Annotated in this window: 19 protein-coding genes and 1 pseudogene; 15 read left to right on the top strand and 5 right to left on the bottom strand. The window is 51.2% G+C overall.

Translation table 11 applies throughout. The features are described 5' to 3' along the window. Positions 1-100 precede the first annotated feature (100 nt). Positions 101-634 (top strand): TlpA disulfide reductase family protein, encoded by a 534-nt coding sequence (locus LQ229_RS00205; protein ID WP_216537841.1) that lies wholly within the window; start codon positions 101-103, stop codon positions 632-634. A 57-nt stretch (positions 635-691) separates the two neighbouring features. On the opposite strand, the gene cimA is transcribed toward LQ229_RS00205, so the two are convergent. Next, entirely contained in the window at positions 692-2,308 is a 1,617-nt protein-coding gene (cimA, locus tag LQ229_RS00200; protein WP_216537842.1) for a citramalate synthase, read from the bottom strand. A 129-nt stretch (positions 2,309-2,437) separates the two neighbouring features. On the opposite strand from cimA, the gene LQ229_RS00195 reads away from it, so the two are divergent. From LQ229_RS00195 to LQ229_RS00185, 3 genes are all read left to right on the top strand, one after another. After that, positions 2,438-3,730, top strand: a complete 1,293-nt coding sequence (locus LQ229_RS00195; protein WP_216537843.1) for a DNA polymerase IV — start codon at positions 2,438-2,440, stop codon at positions 3,728-3,730. 101 nt (positions 3,731-3,831) lie between these two features. Beyond that, positions 3,832-4,065, top strand: a complete 234-nt coding sequence (locus LQ229_RS00190; RefSeq protein ID WP_216537844.1) for a ferredoxin — start codon at positions 3,832-3,834, stop codon at positions 4,063-4,065. Positions 4,066-4,193: 128 nt separating this feature from the next. Beyond that, positions 4,194-5,534: a L,D-transpeptidase gene (locus LQ229_RS00185; RefSeq protein WP_216537845.1), complete on the top strand. Its 1,341-nt coding sequence runs from the start codon at positions 4,194-4,196 to the stop codon at positions 5,532-5,534. A 3-nt stretch (positions 5,535-5,537) separates the two neighbouring features. On the opposite strand, the gene LQ229_RS00180 is transcribed toward LQ229_RS00185, so the two are convergent. Continuing rightward, entirely contained in the window at positions 5,538-5,876 is a 339-nt protein-coding gene (locus LQ229_RS00180; protein WP_216537907.1) for a hypothetical protein, read from the bottom strand. On the opposite strand from LQ229_RS00180, the gene LQ229_RS00175 reads away from it, so the two are divergent. The 6 genes and pseudogenes from LQ229_RS00175 (at position 5,865) to LQ229_RS00155 (ending at position 9,322) form a co-directional block, all read left to right on the top strand. Further along, entirely contained in the window at positions 5,865-6,968 is a 1,104-nt protein-coding gene (locus LQ229_RS00175) for a quinone-dependent dihydroorotate dehydrogenase (protein WP_230190651.1), read from the top strand. The genes LQ229_RS00180 and LQ229_RS00175 overlap by 12 nt on opposite strands. A 48-nt stretch (positions 6,969-7,016) precedes the next feature. After that, positions 7,017-7,829, top strand: a complete 813-nt coding sequence (locus tag LQ229_RS00170; RefSeq protein WP_216537847.1) for a GTP pyrophosphokinase family protein — start codon at positions 7,017-7,019, stop codon at positions 7,827-7,829. Beyond that, positions 7,819-8,217, top strand: a complete 399-nt coding sequence (locus tag LQ229_RS00165; protein WP_216537848.1) for a DUF309 domain-containing protein — start codon at positions 7,819-7,821, stop codon at positions 8,215-8,217. Before LQ229_RS00170 ends, LQ229_RS00165 begins: the two co-directional genes overlap by 11 nt. A 21-nt stretch (positions 8,218-8,238) precedes the next feature. Further along, the gene (locus LQ229_RS00160) at positions 8,239-8,475 is read left to right on the top strand and encodes a hypothetical protein (RefSeq protein WP_230190650.1); all 237 of its coding nucleotides are present in this window, start codon (positions 8,239-8,241) and stop codon (positions 8,473-8,475) included. Between the two features lie 381 nt (positions 8,476-8,856). Continuing rightward, positions 8,857-8,994, top strand: a pseudogene (locus LQ229_RS27225) (transposase); the annotation flags it as partial. 76 nt (positions 8,995-9,070) lie between these two features. Then, positions 9,071-9,322 carry a hypothetical protein gene (locus LQ229_RS00155; RefSeq protein WP_230190649.1) on the top strand — a complete coding sequence of 84 codons (252 nt, stop codon included), beginning with the start codon at positions 9,071-9,073 and terminating at the stop codon, positions 9,320-9,322. Here the strand turns inward: LQ229_RS00155 and LQ229_RS00150 are convergent. Then, entirely contained in the window at positions 9,292-10,389 is a 1,098-nt protein-coding gene (locus LQ229_RS00150; RefSeq protein ID WP_230190648.1) for a citrate synthase/methylcitrate synthase, read from the bottom strand. The two genes, LQ229_RS00155 and LQ229_RS00150, sit on opposite strands and share 31 nt — an antisense overlap. A 119-nt stretch (positions 10,390-10,508) precedes the next feature. Between LQ229_RS00150 and LQ229_RS00145 the strand changes: the two genes are divergently transcribed. From LQ229_RS00145 to LQ229_RS00130, 4 genes are all read left to right on the top strand, one after another. Further along, a complete protein-coding gene (locus tag LQ229_RS00145) occupies positions 10,509-11,462 on the top strand; it encodes a LysR family transcriptional regulator (protein WP_216537850.1) in 954 nt (317 codons plus the stop codon). Further along, on the top strand, positions 11,425-12,174 hold the full coding sequence (locus LQ229_RS00140; protein ID WP_230190647.1) for a pseudouridine synthase: 750 nt from the start codon (positions 11,425-11,427) through the stop codon (positions 12,172-12,174). Before LQ229_RS00145 ends, LQ229_RS00140 begins: the two co-directional genes overlap by 38 nt. 20 nt (positions 12,175-12,194) lie before the next feature. Beyond that, entirely contained in the window at positions 12,195-12,995 is an 801-nt protein-coding gene (locus LQ229_RS00135; RefSeq protein ID WP_230190646.1) for a Cof-type HAD-IIB family hydrolase, read from the top strand. Positions 12,996-13,078: 83 nt separating this feature from the next. Then, positions 13,079-14,134: a hypothetical protein gene (locus tag LQ229_RS00130; protein WP_230190645.1), complete on the top strand. Its 1,056-nt coding sequence runs from the start codon at positions 13,079-13,081 to the stop codon at positions 14,132-14,134. Between the two features lie 91 nt (positions 14,135-14,225). Here LQ229_RS00130 and LQ229_RS00125 read toward each other — a convergent pair whose 3' ends face one another. Both LQ229_RS00125 and LQ229_RS00120 read right to left on the bottom strand, forming a co-directional pair. Next, on the bottom strand, positions 14,226-15,587 hold the full coding sequence (locus LQ229_RS00125) for an RsmB/NOP family class I SAM-dependent RNA methyltransferase (protein WP_216537854.1): 1,362 nt from the start codon (positions 15,585-15,587) through the stop codon (positions 14,226-14,228). A gap of 111 nt (positions 15,588-15,698) precedes the next feature. Then, on the bottom strand, positions 15,699-16,883 hold the full coding sequence (locus LQ229_RS00120) for a GGDEF domain-containing protein (RefSeq protein ID WP_230190644.1): 1,185 nt from the start codon (positions 16,881-16,883) through the stop codon (positions 15,699-15,701). 136 nt (positions 16,884-17,019) lie between these two features. Here LQ229_RS00120 and LQ229_RS00115 point away from each other — a divergent pair, with 136 nt between their 5' ends. After that, on the top strand, positions 17,020-18,147 hold the full coding sequence (locus LQ229_RS00115; protein WP_230190643.1) for a glycosyltransferase family 4 protein: 1,128 nt from the start codon (positions 17,020-17,022) through the stop codon (positions 18,145-18,147). Positions 18,148-18,151 lie beyond the last annotated feature (4 nt).

Genomic DNA, 18,151 nt, shown 5'->3' with positions numbered 1-18,151 from the left:
ACAGAGGAACGGCATTCTTCAAAAAAGTTTTGGCAATGTTTGAAAAGATCATGAAGTAAAGGGTACAATAGTAAATAAAAAAGCGTGAAGAGGAATGGCGATGAAACGAAATGTATTGATCGTATTGGCAATCGTGGCTTTGGCGTGCGTAGCGTTCGTCCAGAACAAAAGCGGGCTTGAAGCCAAGGCGCTGCCGACCGAGACCGGACCGCAAAAGGATATGCTGGCCCCGTCGTTCAGCTTGAAAGGGCTTGACGGCGAGACTTACAACGTTGGGGGCCGGAGCGATAAAGTGCTGATGCTTAATTTTTGGGCGTCATGGTGTTCTCCATGCAAAGCGGAAGCGCCCGATTTGAAATATTTGTACGAGAAATACAAGGATCAATTCGATTTATATTCCGTCAATGTAACGAAATACGATAAGCCCGACAAAGCGAAGGCGTTCGTAGACGAGTACGGCTTGACCAATCCGATCTTAATGGATGAGAACGGGGATGTGTACCAAACGTATCGCGGCATTGCTTTCCCTACCAATTTTTTGATTGACAAGAACGGGGTAGTTCGCGAGGTGATCGTCGGAATAAAACCGGTTAAAGAACTTGAGCGCATCGTGCAAAAATTAATAAAAGAGTAAAAAGAAAAAACCTTAAGGAAGGGAGCGGCTTCCTTAAGGTTTTGCTATTGGTGCGGCTTAATGGTTTACCAAACCAAGGCGCAGCGTGTCGTCGGATTTGACGAATTCGTTCTTGGTTTGGCCGAGCATCGCGTAACGGAAGCTGTCCACGAGCGCTTCCCAACTCGCTTCGATAATGTTCGTCGATACGCCGACCGTATTCCAGGAATTGTGGAAATCGGTCGATTCGATCAGCACGCGCACTTTGGCGGCCGTCGCATCCTGGTCGTCCATGACGCGCACCTTGTAATCGGACAAGTGCATATCCTTTAACGAAGGGTAGTATTGCAGCAGCGCCTTTCTGAGCGCGTTGTCGAGCGCGTTGACGGGACCGTTGCCTTCGGCGGCCGTATATACGCAGTCTCCGTCGATATTAATTTTGACGATCGCCTCCGACAGGAAAGGACGGTCATGCGATTTCTCGACAATTACTTTGAACGATTCCAAGGTAAACACATGCTTGATTTGCCCGCTCGCTTCCCGCAGGAGAAGTTCCAGCGAAGCGTCGGCGCCTTCGAATTTATAGCCTTGATGCTCCAAATCTTTAATTTTTTCCATAATTTTCTTCGTTTGCGCATTGTTCGAATCGAGCTTGACGCCGAGTTCCTGCGCCTTCGATACGATATTGCTTTGGCCGGCCAACTCGGAGATTAATATCCGCTGCTTGTTGCCGACTTTCTCCGGCTCGATATGTTCGTAAGTGCGCGGATCCTTCATAATGGCCGAGACGTGAATGCCGCCTTTGTGGGCGAATGCGGCATTGCCGACATAGGGTTGGTTAACCGGCATATGCACATTGGCGATTTCGCTGACGTACCGCGCAACGTTCGTTAATTGGGCCAACTGTTTTTCATCGATGCATGCGTAGTTCATTTTCAATTGCAAGTTCGGAATGATCGAGCAGAGATTGGCGTTTCCGCATCGTTCGCCATAGCCGTTTATCGTGCCTTGCACTTGGCGGGCTCCCGCCTGCACGGCCGCAAGCGTATTCGCAACCGCCAATTCGCAATCGTTATGCGTATGGATCCCAAGTTTGATCTTTACTTCATTCGATACCGTCGTGACGATCCGGCCGATCTCGCCAGGCAGCGTACCGCCGTTCGTATCGCACATGACGACCCAATCCGCCCCGGCTTCCTGGGCTTTGCGCACAACGGAAAGCGCGTATTCCGGATTGTTCTTGTATCCGTCGAAGAAATGCTCCGCATCCAACATCACTTCCAGCCCGTTCTGCTTCAAGAAAGCGATGGAATCGTAAATCATGGCCAAGTTTTCTTCCAGCGTCGTTTGCAGGGCGGTATGCACATGGAAATCCCATGATTTGCCGACGAGTGTGGCCGCTTTCACGCCCGATTCGACGATGCGGTTCAAATTGGCGTCCTGATGGGCGAGCGTGTTCTTGCGCCGCGTGCTGCCGAAAGCGGTTAATTTCGCCTGCAGCTTCATTTGCTGCGCCCGTTTGAAAAATTCGATGTCTTTACCGTTGCTGCCCGGATTGCCGCCTTCAATATAATGAACACCAAGAGTGTCTAATTTTTGTGCAATTTTCAGCTTGTCGTCCGCGGACAAACTGATGCCTTCGCCTTGCGTGCCGTCCCGGAGGGTGGTATCGAAGATCGCGATTTCGGTTGGCATATTGGACCTCCTTTGCTAGTCTTACATTTCATTCAAATGTATAATGAACTATTATAGCACTTGTTTTATGGAAAGTAGATAGTTCGTTCAAATTTTTTCATAAAACGGTACGGGGGGGAGACCAGGGCGATGAAAGTAAACGATTATTATCCGGTGCGCGGCCGAGTCATACTGCACGTCGATATGAACGCGTTTTACTGTTCGGTGCACGAGGCGGAACAGCCTGAATTGTACCGCGGCAAACCGACGGCGGTGGCCGGCAGCATCGAGCTTCGCAAAGGCATCATCGTAACTTGTTCGTATGCGGCGCGGCGCTTCGGCGTTCGGACGGGCATGACGGTAAGGGAAGCGTCCAAACTATGCCCCGAGCTGATCATTATCCCTCCCGACTTCCATTTGTACCGGCGTTATTCCAAAGCGTTCATGACGATCGCTTATTCCTATACGCCGCTCGTCGAAGCGACGTCGATCGACGAATGTTATATGGATATTACAGGCTCGAAGCAATTCGGCACTCCGCTGGAGATCGCTTCCGAATTGCAAAACCGCATTCGCCTCGAGTTGTCGTTGCCCTGTTCGATCGGAGTGGCGCCGAACAAGCTTTTAGCCAAAATGGCTTCGGATATGAAGAAACCGAACGGCATTTCCGTATTGCGCAAACGCGATATGGCCGGATTGATGTGGGACAAACCTTGCGGCGAAATGTTCGGCATCGGGCATAAAACGGCCCAGAAGCTGAAAAAGCTGCAAATCTACACGATCGGCCAGCTTGCCGCCGCGGACGAGAAGCGGCTTATCGACGCCTTCGGCGTCGTCGGCACGTGGCTGAAGCAGGCGGCGAACGGGATCGACGAAGCTCCGGTCAATCCGCTGCGCGAGACGAATAAGTCGATCGGGCATACAACGACGCTTCCGCAAGATATTAGCCGTCCGGAAGACGTCAGCCGCGTGATGCTGAACTTGGCGGATCAGGTGGCGCGCAGGCTGAGAAGACAGAAGCTGCTTGCCAAAACGGTGCAAATTACGATTCGGACGCCGGAAATGAAAACATTGACGCGTTCGGAAACGCTGCAGACCTTAACCGAGTCGGCGGATGATATATACAAAACGGCATGCGCTCTATACGAGCGCCATTGGCCGGAGCAGCGTCCGGTCCGGCTGTTAGGAATTACGCTGCAAAATTTGAAGCCGAAAGCCGAATCGGCGATTCAACTCGATTTGTTCGACTTTGAGAAGCAGCCGAAAAGAGAGCAATTAAACGAAACGATGGACCGGATTCGCGATAAATACGGGGAAAATGCGATCGTGACGGCCGGAATGCTGGGCGACGATCCCTCCGCCTTGCTGCGCAACGATAAAGTGAGAGGCACCTCGCTGCAAATGGATTTCATCCGTAACGAGAAACTGGACACGGAAACGTAAACATGTTACCTTGAAAAAGGTTTGAACTTGCCTATTATTTGTATTATATTGATGGTGAGGCTTCCAAGAAGGGTGTTCATACAATCAGGAGGGAATATATTGTGGCAAAATTTACATGGGTAGACAAAGATACATGCATCGCTTGCGGCGCTTGCGGCGCTACGGCTCCGGATATATACGATTATGACGACGAAGGGCTCGCGTTCGTGATTTACGAAGGCGACGACAATCGCGGCGTAACGGAAATTCCTGAAGATTTGTACGACGATCTGCAGGACGCATGCGACGGATGTCCGACGGATTCCATTAAAATTTCCGACAAACCGTTCGAATAATAGCCCGGTTATCATACGCATTTATCATCCCTTTGTTTCTTTCGAGAAACGAGGGGGTTTTTTATTTGGCCCTTTTATCCGATAAATGAAGTAAACACCGAATCATCGGAATAAGAGGAGATCAAGCGATGAACAGCTTTTTATATTTGAAAAAATATGTGCAAAGCCATCCCGAAAACCGCATGGCTTGGTATTTGCTCGGCAAAGAATACGAAGCGGCCGGCGCGCTCGGCAAAGCGAACTATTGTTATAATCAGGCGGGACAAGTGTACGAGGCGTTCGAATCGACGCAAATTCCCGCCGATTTGCTGCTGGGCTACGAAGAGCGTCTGCGGCGGAAAATGGAGCGCATGCAGGACCGGAAGAAGCGGAGACGCTTCGTTTTGCTATTGCTGGCAATATTAGCTTTAATCTGCCTGCCTTCGGTAAGCGAGCAGCCTGACCGTACCGTTACGGCATTGCCGGAAACGAAGCCTGCGGGCGCGAATCGGCCGGCGATCTATATCGCCGATATGCAGCGTTCCGAATGGACCAAGGACGCGCTATATCAAATGCTGCTGTCCCGAACGCCGTCGGAATCCGCTTTGCTGGTGCGGCTGAATAGCGAAGACGGCTGGCTGCTATGGGATCATCGGCCTGACGTCGCAGCGTCGATGGAGCGGGAAGAGGGAAGCGGGGCGGTCCGCCTGCAATCGTATGATCCCGCGGTTTGCTTATGCGAACCGGCCGAACCGGCCGCGTTCGAAGATATGGCGGCGCAATGGGCGGTGCGGCAGGAGCATCGGCTTGTGCTGCGATCGGCGATACTTAGTTTCCAAAGGGAGCATGGCCGATTGCCCGAATCTTTGGAAGAACTGACAGGGCCTTATCCGCATAATACAATGTCGGGCATTACGCCGCCTATGCATACGATGTTCGCGTCGATCATCGCCGAGTTCGCGCGGCCCGGTAACGGATCGAGCGATTCGGTTCCTAGCGGAAATGCTGCCGCCGATCCGCAAAGCGCCGGGACGGAACAAGCCTTGCTGCAAGAACCGTTGCGAATTATTGTGGATAAGAACAATTACCGGCTGGCGGTCGTTAGCGGCAACGTGATGCTGCGCAATTATCCGATCGGTCTGGGAGGTTCGAAAACGCCGGAAGGATCGTTCGTCATTACCGAAAAAGTCGTCAATCCGAACGGATCCGCAACCGGCGAATTCGGCAGCCGCGGAATGACGCTTTCCGATACGGATTACGCGATTCATGGGACGAATGAACCGGATAGCATCGGTCTGGACCGCTCCTTGGGATGTGTGCGCATGGGAAGAGAGGATTTGGAAGAATTGTTCGACCTTGTGCCGATCGGCACGGAAGTGATCATTAAAAAGGGAGTTCTGCCGGATCAGGAGAACGTTCCGAAACAACGTTTCCGGAGCGAGCAGCAGCATGACCAGACGAACCCCCATAAAATCTATAGATGGTTATAAGTTCTATGACCCGTTTGAAAATACAAGGAGAAGCGTAACGACAATAACGAGCGCGGCAAAAATGCATCCCACCCAGATGAGCGCTTTCTTGTTTACCTCTTCCTTCGGTTTTTGGGCGATGGTAGGTGGCTTTCTTTTCGTGGACATAATAAACGACCTCTTTCTTTCTAAAATAAAAATAGGCTTACCCCTATTGTAATCGTTTTCCGCTTTATTTTCTACAATGGCTTGTGCGAAAGGGCGGACTTTTCTTTTTTGACGGAAAAAGATAAACTGGTTAATGGAGAAAAACTTGCTGGCTGCAATTTTTGGGAACGGAGTTGGAGAACGTTGCTTTACCAAAATATACTTAAACCCCTTTTTTTTAAAATGGATCCTGAGAAAGCGCATCATGTCGTGATAGGAGGATTACATACAGCGTCCAAAATTCCGGGAATGATTCCGATGCTGCGCGGAATGTACCATGTGAAGGAAACGGAGGATCTTGCCGTCGATTTATTCGGACTTCGCTTCCCTACCCCGATCGGGCTTGCCGCGGGATTGGATAAGAACGCTATCGCGGTCGAAGGCTTCTCTGCGATCGGTTTCGGTTTTATGGAAGTTGGAACGGTCACGCCGAAAGGCCAGCCGGGCAACGATTCGCCGCGTTTGTTCCGATTGACTCCCGACGAAGCCTTGATCAATCGAATGGGATTTAATAATGAAGGCGCCGAGGCGATGGCGCGGCAATTCGCCCGCTACAGGGAAAGGAAAATTCCCGTAGCGATCAATATCGGCAAAAATAAAGCGACGCCGAACGAGCAGGCGTTTGCCGATTATCAATCTTGTATTCGGACATTATACCAATATGCGGATTTTTTCGTGGTCAATATCAGTTCGCCGAATACGCCGGATTTGCGGAATTTGCAGCATGGCAACGAATTGCGCGAACTGCTTCAAGCCGTTACAGAAGAAATGGACCTGCAGCGGAAGCGTCATTCCGATTCGTACAAAGCGGTGCTCGTGAAGATTGCCCCCGATGTGAACGACGCGGAGTTGGAATATATGATCGTCACCATCCAGGAAAGCGGCGTTTCCGGTATTATCGCGACCAATACCACCATTACGCGCGACGGTACGACGCATCCTAACGCCAAGGAAACGGGCGGATTGAGCGGGAAGCCGCTGCGGGAACGGTCCACGGAAGTGATACGGCGAATTTATCGCCAAACGGAAGGAAAGCTGCCGATTATCGGTTCCGGAGGCGTATTCTCCGCCCGGGACGCATATGAGAAGATACGTGCCGGCGCAAGCCTGGTTGAAATCTATACGGCGCTAATATACGAAGGTCCCGGCATAAACCGCGAAGTTCATCGCGGGTTGAGAGAATTGTTGCAGCGCGACGGCTTTCGCCATATCTCCGAAGCTGTCGGCGCGGATGTCCGAGGGCATTAACTGCGATTGTACGTAGTGAGGTCTATTTGAGGTCGGGAGGTATCATGAATGGACGGAAGAGATTGGGGTACGTTTTTGCTGCCTTACGAACAAACGGTGGAAGAATTGAAGGTCAAGTTCAAAACATTGCGCGCGGAATTGAAAAGACGCGAGGAATACGCCCCGATCGAGTTTGTGACGGGCAGGGTGAAAAAAATTTCGAGCATCCTAGAAAAAGCGAAACGATTGAACGTATCGATGGAAGATCTCGAGATCGGAATCGAGGATATCGCCGGCATTCGGATCATGTGCCAGTTCGTCGAAGACATTCATAGGGTGGCGGAATTGATTCGCGCGCGGCAAGACCTGAAATTAATATACGAGAAGGACTATATTACGAATTATAAGGAAAGCGGTTATCGCAGCTTCCATATGATCGTGGAATATCCGGTTCAAACCGCTTTAGGGTTGAAAAAAGTATTGGCGGAAATTCAAATTCGTACATTAGCCATGAATTTCTGGGCGACGATCGAACATTCGTTGAATTACAAATATAAAGAAAGCTTGCCCGATGAAATGCGCGAACGGCTGAAAAAAGCGGCGGAAGCGGCTTTTATTCTCGATAATGAAATGTCCTGCATCAGGCAAGAAATTATGGAGGCGCAAAAAAGCTTCGACGAACGCTCGAATCTTACGTCGAGAGTGTTGAATTTGATCCAAGTTCTATATTACTACCGCAGAGTCAACGAGGCCGCCCAGTTCCAGCAGCGCTTCAACGAATTATGGGAGCGGGACGACAATGAAGCGTTAAAAAAATTGCATGCAGAACTATTGGACGTTGTCGATGCTGCGAATAAAGGCAGGCGAAACGATGACGTATGATCCGTTGTTTGTTCAATTCATCGTATATTTTAACGTAAAACGCGATTACTTCGAATGCCACGAAGTGATGGAGGAGCTTTGGCTGGAAGAAGGGCGGGACTTATTGTATCAGGGGCTTCTGCAAGTCGCCGTCGCTCTGTATCATCACCGCAACGGCAATATCTCAGGCGCAACGAAATTGTTCCGCGGCGCCGTCGAGAAATTGGAGCGGTATCCTGAACGAATTCTAGGCATTGAATTGGGCCTGCTGCTGAACGATGCCCGTGCATACCTTGCCAAGCTGGAGCGATATGAAGAAGCTCCGTTCGCGCACTACGACCTGAACATCGTCATCGCCGATCCGCTGCTGGAACAAAACGTGCGCGCCACGGCGCTCGAAATGGAATGAACAAAAACAAACCGTTTCATCTTGGATGAAGCGGTTTGTTTGCGTTTGACGCCGCTTTGCTGCAACATGCCCGGACCGGGCGTTTTTGACATCATAACTCTGACCAATACGCCAAAGCGAATACCACGTGGCGGAGGGGCGATCGTTTCTTGCTGGAATGAACAGCATCAACACTATAACAAACAACATATTGCAAAAAACGTGGCTCTGGACGATGGTTTCTTTATTTTTGAGTTGCTGAGTTTGATACATATATGACCGGAATTTAGGGTTAATGTCGTAGCTTGGCTAATGAGCGGGTTTTAAAGGATGATTATGGAGACGGTTATATGACGCTATTGTTCCTCATTATGGAACTATCGTTCTTCATTAAGAAAATTAACTTTCACGATTATGGAACTTACTGTTCTTCATTATGAAACTTAACATTTCTCTATTATGGAACTTACGTTCTTCGAAATATATGCACTTTATTCAGAAGGTAAAAAAATGAGATACATTTATCGAAACCGGGTCTTTTGCCGCATGAAAAATGTTAAAAAATTGATATAAAATATTGATATTAGAACATATGTTTGGTATAATGGGTGCAAGGAAGTTTATAAGGAGGCGGTCGGATTGATTTCCGTGGCGGAATTTATGAGGCAGTTTGAGGATGAAGACGCTTGCCGTACATACCTGTTCCAATTGCGCTGGTCGGAAGGTTTTTGCTGTCCCAGGTGCGACAGCCAACGGTATTGCGAGCTTAAGGGACGTCGTTTCTACCAATGTCTGGACTGCCGTCTGCAGGTTTCCGTGACCTCGGGGACGGTCATGCATCGCACGAAGCTTCCGCTATCATCCGTTGTCCCGTATGAACGAGAAGGAAGCGGAGCCTATTGTCGAACAAGCCAAAGCAATAATGGCAGGCAACGCCATGCAATTTATTCGATCCGTTTATCGCAGCGTGGCCCCCCGATACTTGCAAAGTTACGTGGACGAGTACTACTTCCGAAGAAACCGCAGCGGTCATTTCCGGCAACTTTTAATGAAGTTGCTGAAGGACGGTTTCCGTGTCACGATGCCGTTCTACGCTTATACCGGCGTCGGCATAACACCGGTATAAGTCGATTGAGGGCGGAAGATCCGATTGACCGGCGCCTGCTCCAAAATATGAGCCGACCAACCCGCAACCCGGCTAGCGGTAAAAGTGGCCGTGTACAATGTATCCGGCAAGTTGACGGCCCGGAAGACGGCTGCCGCATAAAATTCCACATTCGTATACAACTGGCGGCCTGGTTTGTATTGCTCCAGCAACGTTAAGGCTGTATTTTCCACATGTACGGCAAAATCGAACCATGCATCGTCGCCGGTTAACTGTTCGGCGATCTCTCTCAACGCTTCTGCGCGCGGATCCCGCGTTTTATAGACCCGATGCCCGAATCCCATGATCCGTTCTCCATCTTCAAGCTTGCGCCGGAGCCAATGCTCAGCGTTTTCTTTCGCGCCGATATCGTTCAGCATTTGAATGACTTCAAAGGGCGCTCCGCCGTGCAGCGGGCCTTTCAACGCGCCGATCGCTCCCGCAATGGCCGATATCAAGTCCGATTGGGTAGAAGCGATCGTTCTTGCCGCGAAGGTGGACGCGTTCATCCCATGTTCCATCGTCAATACAAAATAAGCGTTCAATGCTTTGACGTGAGCCGCCGACGGATTCTTGCCGCTTAGCATATATAAATAATTCGCAACATGCCCTAAGGCCGGGTCGGACGGTACGACGTCGGTTTTGCTTACATGGTGATACCTGCAAGCGACGATCGACGGAATGGCGCCGATTGCCCGAATCGCTTGCCCGTCGTCGGGCTCCCATTGATATTCGCTTGTTCCTAGAGCGGATACGGCCGTTCTTAGGACGCTCATCATATCCATATCGTCAGGCAATCCGCGAATCAAATCGATCACATAGGCGGGCAATTCCCGGTTCGCAGCGAGGAGCGATGCAAACCTTTCCGATTCCTCGCGATTTGGCAAACAGCCGTAAATTAGCAAATAAACCGCATCTTCATAACTATAGTTCAGGGCAAGCTCCTTCGCCCAGTAGCCGCGATAAACGAGATATCCGTTGATGCCGTCAACGAGGCTTACATCCGTTTCCGCAGCGATGATCCCTTCCAGTCCGCTCACTTTCGGCATATGAAAAACCCCTTTTTCCTTGAAGTTAATAACAGTTTACAATAAGATAAAGATTAAGAATATTAAATTAATCGAATTACTTTGATCATGAAGTGTTATCAGTAAGGAGGGCCGCTCGATTGCAAATCCAATGGTTGAAAACATTTGTAGCTACCGCTCAATATGAAAATTTTCGCCGCGCCGCCGAGAAATTGTTCGTAACGCAGCCGACGGTTACCATGCATATTAAGCATTTAGAAGAGCTGCTTGGTACGGAATTGTTCGAACGAAGAGGGCGCAACGTACATATTACGCATGCCGGCCGGCGGTTTTTGCCTTATGCGGAGCAAATGTTGAGCAATTTCGAAACGGGAATGCATGAGATCGAAAGCTGGCGCCAAGGTTTTACCAGAAAAATTACGATCGCCGTCTCTCCGTTGGTTGCCGCTTCCACGCTGCCTCTCATCGTGCGCAAATATTTGAAGAGTTACCCTGATATCGAGATTGCAATCAAAGTGATGGAATCGGTGGAAATCGGCGAAGCGGTCGCGAGGGGAGCGGCGGATATTGGCTTGTCCCGCATGCGCTCCAGTGAGGCGGGTTTAACCGTTCGCAAACTGAACGACGACCCTGTCGTTCTCGTCGCTCCGGGCGACGCAACGGACGAGAAAGGGACGAGTGTGCCGTTGGAACGGCTGCTGCGGCGTTATTTGATATTGACGCATAATCATCCCGAATATTGGGATGGGCTTCTTAACGAGATACGCATCGATTACCCGCGGATTCGAACGATGACGGTGTCCCAAGTGTATATTACGAAACGTTTTATCGAAGAGGGGTTAGGCATTTCCTTTCTGCCAAGCTCGACCGTAGTGGAGGAGATCGAGCAAGGAAAAGTCGTGGAACTTCGGACGGACGAGCTGTCTTTGCCGGTTGCTTCGACCTATTTGATTCATCAGTCGGAGACCGAGGAGGTACAGCATTTTTTGGGGTTTATTATTGATTTTTATGATAAAATAGTCGATGACCCGTTAGGCTGGAGGTGGATGCAGAGTCATGAAGGCGAAACAGCGGGTGGACAAGATTTTAGGTAATATGGGGTACGGAACCCGCAGCGAAATAAAAAAATGGGCCAAGCTAGGCAAAATATCGGTCAACGGTTCTATTGTCAAAGATAGCGGGTATCAAGTAGATCCTGCCGCGGATTTGATCGAATTGGACGGCGAAACGGTCCGTTACCGCAAATATATATATCTTATGTTGAATAAACCGCAAGGCGTCGTATCGGCAACGGAAGATTTGCGCGACCGTACGGTGCTTGATTTGCTTGATGAGCAGTGGCGGGCTTTCGAGCCTTTCCCCGTAGGTCGATTAGATAAAGATACGGTGGGGCTTTTGCTTATTACGAATGACGGCAAGCTGGCGCATGAATTGCTGTCGCCCCGCAAACATATACCGAAAACGTATGCCGCCGAAGTAACGGGAATCGTCGATTCGAACGATGTGGAGGCCTTCGCGGCCGGGGTTGAGCTGGACGACGGGTATGTTACGAAGCCGGCGCAGTTAAAGATCATTCGTACGACGAACGACGGCGAACCTTATTCCCGCATCGAATTAACGATTACCGAGGGCAAATTCCATCAAGTGAAACGAATGTTTGAGGCGGTCGGCAAAAAGGTTGTCTTTTTAAGACGCATTTCGATGGGGCCGCTTCGGATCGACGAATCGTTGCAGCCGGGCGAGTACCGGGAGTTGACGGAAGCGGAATTACAGTTATTGACTCAAGTTCAAGGCAATCAAAAATAGATACAGATAGGGGTATGGAGATGAACAGATACAAGATGATAGCGCTGGATGTGGATGGAACGCTGATTAACGACGACCATGAGATTACGCCGGATACGATGCATTCGATACGGCGGCTGGCTGAACAAGGTACCGAAATTGTACTTTGTACGGGCAGAAGTCCGAGCAGCACTCTCCCGTTGTTGGAACTGATCGGCATTGACGGAACGATCATTACTCATAACGGGGCGGCCACGGTCGAATCGCGCACGCGCCGCGTTCTTCATCAGTTTTCCTTCGCATTGGATCGAATTGCGCCATATATCGAATATTGCAGACGGCATCATATTCATTTTGACGTGAATACCGCATTCGATCTTTATGTGGAGGACGCAAGCGTGTTGACCGATGAAGCGTTGGAAATGTACGGCCGGTTTTATATCGAGCCGCAAACGTTGCCATCTGCGGAACAATTGGGCGAGACAATTGTGAAGTTTACCGTGTTTGCCGAGAAAGATGAGCTGGATCGCGTTGAAAAGGAATGGGAACAATGGGATAGCGGCTTGCATATGATCCGCAGCGGAGACTTTTTTATCGACGTAATGCATGGCGAGGCGTCGAAAGGAAATTCCTTGCGCGAATGGGCCCGGATAAGAGGGATTGAACGCAGCGAAGTGCTGGCTATCGGAAACTATTATAACGATATTACGATGCTGCAATTTGCCGGCGTCGGCATTGCGATGGACAATTCCCCGCTTGAGGTGAAAGAGGCGGCGGACGATGTTACCGCAACGAATAACGAAGACGGCGTACATGCCGCTCTGATCAAATATTGCTTATAATCGCGACATACCCCGGCATACTCCCGATGGAATAGGAAATGATAAGGAATATCATCATTCATTCGAAAGGGAGGGACATGCGCATGGTCGAGATTACGGTTCGGCCAGACATTAGAACGGCTGGAGGAGAAGCGTCCGATTTGCTGCTGGACGGCCGATTTGTCGGCACGATGACGCTAGTATATCAAGAAGGAAATCGACTGGCAGGTGCTGTTCAACTCGATAAGGATTCGCTGGCAGCGCATGAAAGATCGCGTGTCATGAGCTTCGTGGAACAGCATGTGTTTCATCTAAGCGAAGCGCTGCGTACGGATGAATGCGAAGTCATTGTAACTTGCAGCACGTACACTCATGTTATCAACGGCAATCGCGAAGGGATCGAAACGACGTTCGATACGAATGATACGTTCTCCTTCGCCGACGGCAAGTCGGCAATCCGGAAGGAACGACGGACGTACGGCGAAACGGACGATTTCGGTTTTCGCTTGCAATCGGTTAGCGCGGGGCGCAATGTGTCCACTTACGAAATTGTCGATGAGGACGACACGATCGTGGCTGCGGCGACAATCAAACAGTTTGGCGCCGATATCGTCGGAGAGCTGCGATGGCCTTATATGCCGTCCGAGGAGGAAATCGATTGTGCCGCCGATTTGCTGATCCGCGATTTCGACGATACGTTGATCGACACGATCGTCCTGGATATTAAGGTGGAGGACGATATCGTCGAGACGATCGAGCTTACGCATGAATCGCTGCTGGACGAGGAGCGTGAACGGACGACGGACGGGCCGTATTTCGAAGAAGACGGATTATTTCGCCGCTTCGCTTTGGCTGAAGAAGACAGTCCGTACGATGTCGAATTGATCCGTGACGACGGGGATGTGCTCACTTATCATATTTATGGCGCGAAAACGGGCGCATTGCCGCTCGGCGAAGCGACGATCGATATTAGCGGCGAGCAATTGTCGGGTTTTATCGACTTTCATACGCCGGGAACCGGAGAAGAGCGCGAAGTCATCGCCGGCAGGCTGCTGCTGGAGTTGGACAAAGAGAAGCAATTCGATTCGGTTCACCTGACGATGCTGTTTAAAAACCAGTTGATCGACGAAATGATGTTTCAACAAGACACGATACATTAAATAAAACCTGAGGGGATCCTCAGGTTTTTGCTTGTGGCGCCGGTTTGGCCGTCGTGGGACGATAGTAGTGCTGCGGCAAACCGCTATAGATTTAGCTGCGAAGCCCTTTGGGATAATGGTTTTTCAATTGGCCGCCGCTCGCTTTGCCCCAGCCGAGCGGCAAGCCGTTCACCGCGACGAGCGCCCATCCCTTGGCGTCTGCGGCGACAGGCAGCGTTTCGCCGTGCAGAAACGCTTGCACCTCGGGAGCTTCGGGCGCGTAGTCAAACACCAGCCGCGCTTGCTCCGCGGCGGCGGCGACGGCTAACGCGTGGGCGGGCTCCACGCGGTTTTTGCGCACCGCCGCGAGCTGCAGCCCCGCGCGCGGCATTCGCAAGCCGCGCAGCTGCGCGGCGGTAAGGCTGCCGCCTGCGGCGCGCGGCAGCAGATACAGCGCTTCTCCGAAGAGAAGCGCTTCGCCCTCGCCCGGCGCAAAGCCGGGCAGTTCCTCGCGCGCCCACGCGAGGAACATGTCCAGCGCCGCCGCTGCGCCGCCGGCGGGCCGGTCATGGCCGCGGCTGCGCCCGCGCCGCGGCGCTTCCGCGGCAGCGACGATGCCGCCGCCCTGTCGCTTCTCGAGCAGCGCGACAAAATGGCCCTCGCCGCGGTGCGTATGCGGCCAAATGCGCTCCGTTCGGACGAGCGCAAACTCCGGATGCTTCTCGAGCAGCTTGGCGATCGTTCGCTCGTTCTCCGCTTCATTGAATGTGCACGTCGAATACGCGAGCGTGCCGCCCGGTTTGAGCATCGTAACCGCGTGCTCGAGAATATCCCATTGGCGCGCCGCGCACATGGCGACATGAGCTTCCGACCATTCTTCAATCGCATTCGGATCTTTGCGGAACATCCCTTCACCGGAGCATGGAGCATCCAGCATAATGCGATCGAAGAATAACGGAAACCTCGCCGCGAGCTCGTCCGGCCCCGCATTGGTGACGATCGCGTTGGCCACGCCCATCCGCTCCGTATTTTCGGCCAAAATTTTCGCGCGCTGCGGATGGATTTCATTGGCTACGAGCAACCCTTTGCCTTGCATTTTGGCGGCGATATGCGTCGTTTTGCCGCCCGGCGCGGCGGCGAGATCAAGCACGATTTCACCCGGCCGGGGGGCGAGCAGTTCCACAGCCGCCATGGCCGACGGCTCTTGAATGTAGTACAAGCCGGCGGCATGGTACGGATGTTTCCCGGGCCGGAGCTCCTCCCGATAATAATAGCCGCTTTCGCACCAAGGCACCTGCTCCAAGTAGAAAAGCCGTTTGACTTCTTCGGCCAGGGAATCTTGCCCCGATGTTTTCAAAAGGTTCAACCGCAGCCCATACGTGCGCGGTTCCGTATAACTGTGCAAGAAACGTTCGGCTTCCCGGCCCAGAAGCGACTTCATCTGGCGAATGTAAGCTTCCGGAAGCGTAATCATAGAAATCTTATTACCCCTTTATCACTAACATGAATACTGATTCGATTTCAGCAGTGTAACATAAACGGCCGGCAAACTCAAAGGCAGGCGGGGCGGCTGGGGCAGCTGCAATTATCCTTTCGCCGCTTCCTTCGGTTTGCGCCGCATTTGCGTATAGGATGTGACTTTGTTTTTGCCGGTTGTTTTCGAATGGTACATCGCTTCGTCGGCTTGTTTAATCAATTGCTCCGCGGACATTCCTTTTTTCAAGACGCTGTATCCGACGCTGACCGTAACGATCGTCTCCTCTTCCACGCGGCTGCGGATTGCGTCCGCGACTTGATCGATTTTGGCGCGGCGATCCACGACGAGCGCGACCAATTCTTCTCCTCCGTACCTGCCGGCTATGCCGATGCCTTCGGTTTCTTCCGTCATGACGGACGCCACCTTTTTCAACACCTCATCCGCGCGGTCATGACCTTGCGTGTCGTTTAATTTTTTGAAATTGTCGATATCGCAGAAAATGACAGACACCCGCAAGCCTTCGTTCACATACCGGTTTAAGGCTTTGTAGAAATAGCGCCGATTGAACAGGCTCGTCAAACCGTCCGTAATGGAGGAACGGTAGATCGATTGCAGCAGTTCCACAATTCGGTCGAACAGAATGAAAAACAATATCGTATAATACAAAATAGGCGTAAAATTTTCCAGCGCTTGCAGCACCGTATGGGAAGTATCGAAGACGTAGTAGTTCGCAAAACGGATGATGAGCATAAAAGAATAGACGGCCAAACTCAATGCGTACTTAAGACGCTGGCGAATATAAGGCCCGAACATGATCGCAAAGAACAGAAGCAGCAGCGCATGGTACAGGTTGAGCGGAAGGCCGGCCATCCACCCGCGATCCGGACGTTCCGGAAACAGCGCCGGGTCGAAACTTGCCTGCAGAATGGCAATGGCCAGCAGGAAGACGAACATGAGCACGATATATACGGAGTGCTTTGGCCTCATGCGATGGTATAATTGGTAGACCGCAAAGTTCAGCAAAATAAAGGAAGCCATCTGCAGTATGCTGGAAACGTACCGGTATATCGCGGGATACGATTCCGTTTGCGACAATACGAAATGGATGTTCAATCCTTGGTATGCCATAATAATGAAAAATGCGAACAATAAATAGATATACGATTTTTTTCTTTGCTTGCTGTACAGTCGAATTGACATCAACATCATGATCAGCAAAATGTAAAAAGCGGACAGGGCGGAGAAAATTTGGCCTGTTGCGCCTGTAAATACCGGCGGTATGGAAGTTGTCATGGTCGTCTCGCTCCATCTTTCGTTTTCAAGTCGAGCAATCGTCTCTTAAGAATCAAGACCTTTAAACTTTGCGGAAAACATATGTTCTAATGTATCATAAATGTGTGCACAGGAGAAGCGTCGGGGGGACATAACGATGAAATTATTGCAAGCTTTATTTTTTCCGCCGGAGCAACCGGGCGGAGTATCCTCCATGGTACCTTACATATTGGAGCGATTTCAAAATTCGAATTGGGACATGGATCTGTTCTCGATTCCGAAACGCGTCCGCGGCAAAGGGCAAGACGAGGTTCGTTTCGCAACGTTCGATTGGGAGGAATTCAAGCACAATCCTACGGTGCAAAAATATATTCAAACTTTTCGCGACTATAGTTGGTGGGCGAAGATGCGGATCAATACAAAGTACGACTTGATCCATGCGCATCATCCGATCCCGGCGCTCGTGATGAAGCGGTTGTTTCCGGAAACGCCGCTTATCGTCACGATCCATTCGAGCTTCGAACGGGAACTGGTCCTCAACGGGAAAATAAAGGAAGGCGGGGCGGAGCACCGGTTTTTGACGTCATTATACCGGGAATTGGAGCATTGTACGGATCGCGTGCTGACCGTGTCCCATTCCTTCCGTCAATATTTGGCGCCTTATATGGATCGTCCCGAAGAGGTTACGGTCATTCCGAACGGTTTCGACGAAAAACGGTTCAAGCCGGTGGAGCGGCAAAACGAAGTGCCGCAGTTGATTACGGTATGCCGGTTGGTGCCCGCGAAAGGGCTTGACGTGTTGCTTGAGGCATGCGCGGAATTGAAAAAACGGGGGCATCCGTTCGTGCTTCATTTAATCGGCGACGGCCCGATTCGGACCGATCTTGAAGCTTTGGCGGTCGAGCTTAACATTTACGATGAAATTATTTTTTACGGGTACATGCTCCATCCGGAGCAATTTATGCCGTTTGCGGATATTTTCGTGCTTCCGTCCCGCGCCGAAGCTTTCGGATCGGTGTTTGCCGAAGCGGCGCTTTGCCGGTTAGGGTTGATCGGCACGGATGTCGGCGGCATTAGCGAACAAATCGAGGACGGCGTCAACGGGCTGCTCGTTCCGCCGGACGACAAAAGCGCGCTATGCGACGCGATGCAGCGGCTGATCGAAGATGCGGAACTGCGCAGCCGGCTCTCGTATGCCGCTTGGGAAAAAGCGAAAGAAACGTATTCCTTGACCCGGGTCATTGACCAGCTGCGAAACATTTATGCTCAATTCATGCAGGGGTGAAGTC

It is taken from the genome of Paenibacillus sp. CECT 9249, assembly GCF_918697855.1.
GTDB lineage: Bacteria > Bacillota > Bacilli > Paenibacillales > Paenibacillaceae > MSJ-34.
Note: the sequence above shows the minus strand (reverse complement) of the source record. Positions and strands in the feature narration are given on the sequence as shown.

Excerpts from the sequence above, each read along its gene's own strand:
- LQ229_RS00205 (WP_216537841.1), top strand. The coding sequence starts at position 101 with ATGAAACGAAATGTATTGATCGTATTGGCAATCGTGGCTTTGGCGTGC.
- cimA (WP_216537842.1), bottom strand. The coding sequence starts at position 2,308 with ATGCCAACCGAAATCGCGATCTTCGATACCACCCTCCGGGACGGCACG.
- LQ229_RS00195 (WP_216537843.1), top strand. The coding sequence starts at position 2,438 with ATGAAAGTAAACGATTATTATCCGGTGCGCGGCCGAGTCATACTGCAC.
- LQ229_RS00185 (WP_216537845.1), top strand. The coding sequence starts at position 4,194 with ATGAACAGCTTTTTATATTTGAAAAAATATGTGCAAAGCCATCCCGAA.
- LQ229_RS00170 (WP_216537847.1), top strand. The coding sequence starts at position 7,017 with ATGGACGGAAGAGATTGGGGTACGTTTTTGCTGCCTTACGAACAAACG.
- LQ229_RS00165 (WP_216537848.1), top strand. The coding sequence starts at position 7,819 with ATGACGTATGATCCGTTGTTTGTTCAATTCATCGTATATTTTAACGTA.
- LQ229_RS00155 (WP_230190649.1), top strand. The coding sequence starts at position 9,071 with ATGAACGAGAAGGAAGCGGAGCCTATTGTCGAACAAGCCAAAGCAATA.
- LQ229_RS00150 (WP_230190648.1), bottom strand. The coding sequence starts at position 10,389 with ATGCCGAAAGTGAGCGGACTGGAAGGGATCATCGCTGCGGAAACGGAT.
- LQ229_RS00140 (WP_230190647.1), top strand. The coding sequence starts at position 11,425 with ATGAAGGCGAAACAGCGGGTGGACAAGATTTTAGGTAATATGGGGTAC.
- LQ229_RS00135 (WP_230190646.1), top strand. The coding sequence starts at position 12,195 with ATGAACAGATACAAGATGATAGCGCTGGATGTGGATGGAACGCTGATT.
- LQ229_RS00130 (WP_230190645.1), top strand. The coding sequence starts at position 13,079 with ATGGTCGAGATTACGGTTCGGCCAGACATTAGAACGGCTGGAGGAGAA.
- LQ229_RS00125 (WP_216537854.1), bottom strand. The coding sequence starts at position 15,587 with ATGATTACGCTTCCGGAAGCTTACATTCGCCAGATGAAGTCGCTTCTG.
- LQ229_RS00120 (WP_230190644.1), bottom strand. The coding sequence starts at position 16,883 with ATGACAACTTCCATACCGCCGGTATTTACAGGCGCAACAGGCCAAATT.
- LQ229_RS00115 (WP_230190643.1), top strand. The coding sequence starts at position 17,020 with ATGAAATTATTGCAAGCTTTATTTTTTCCGCCGGAGCAACCGGGCGGA.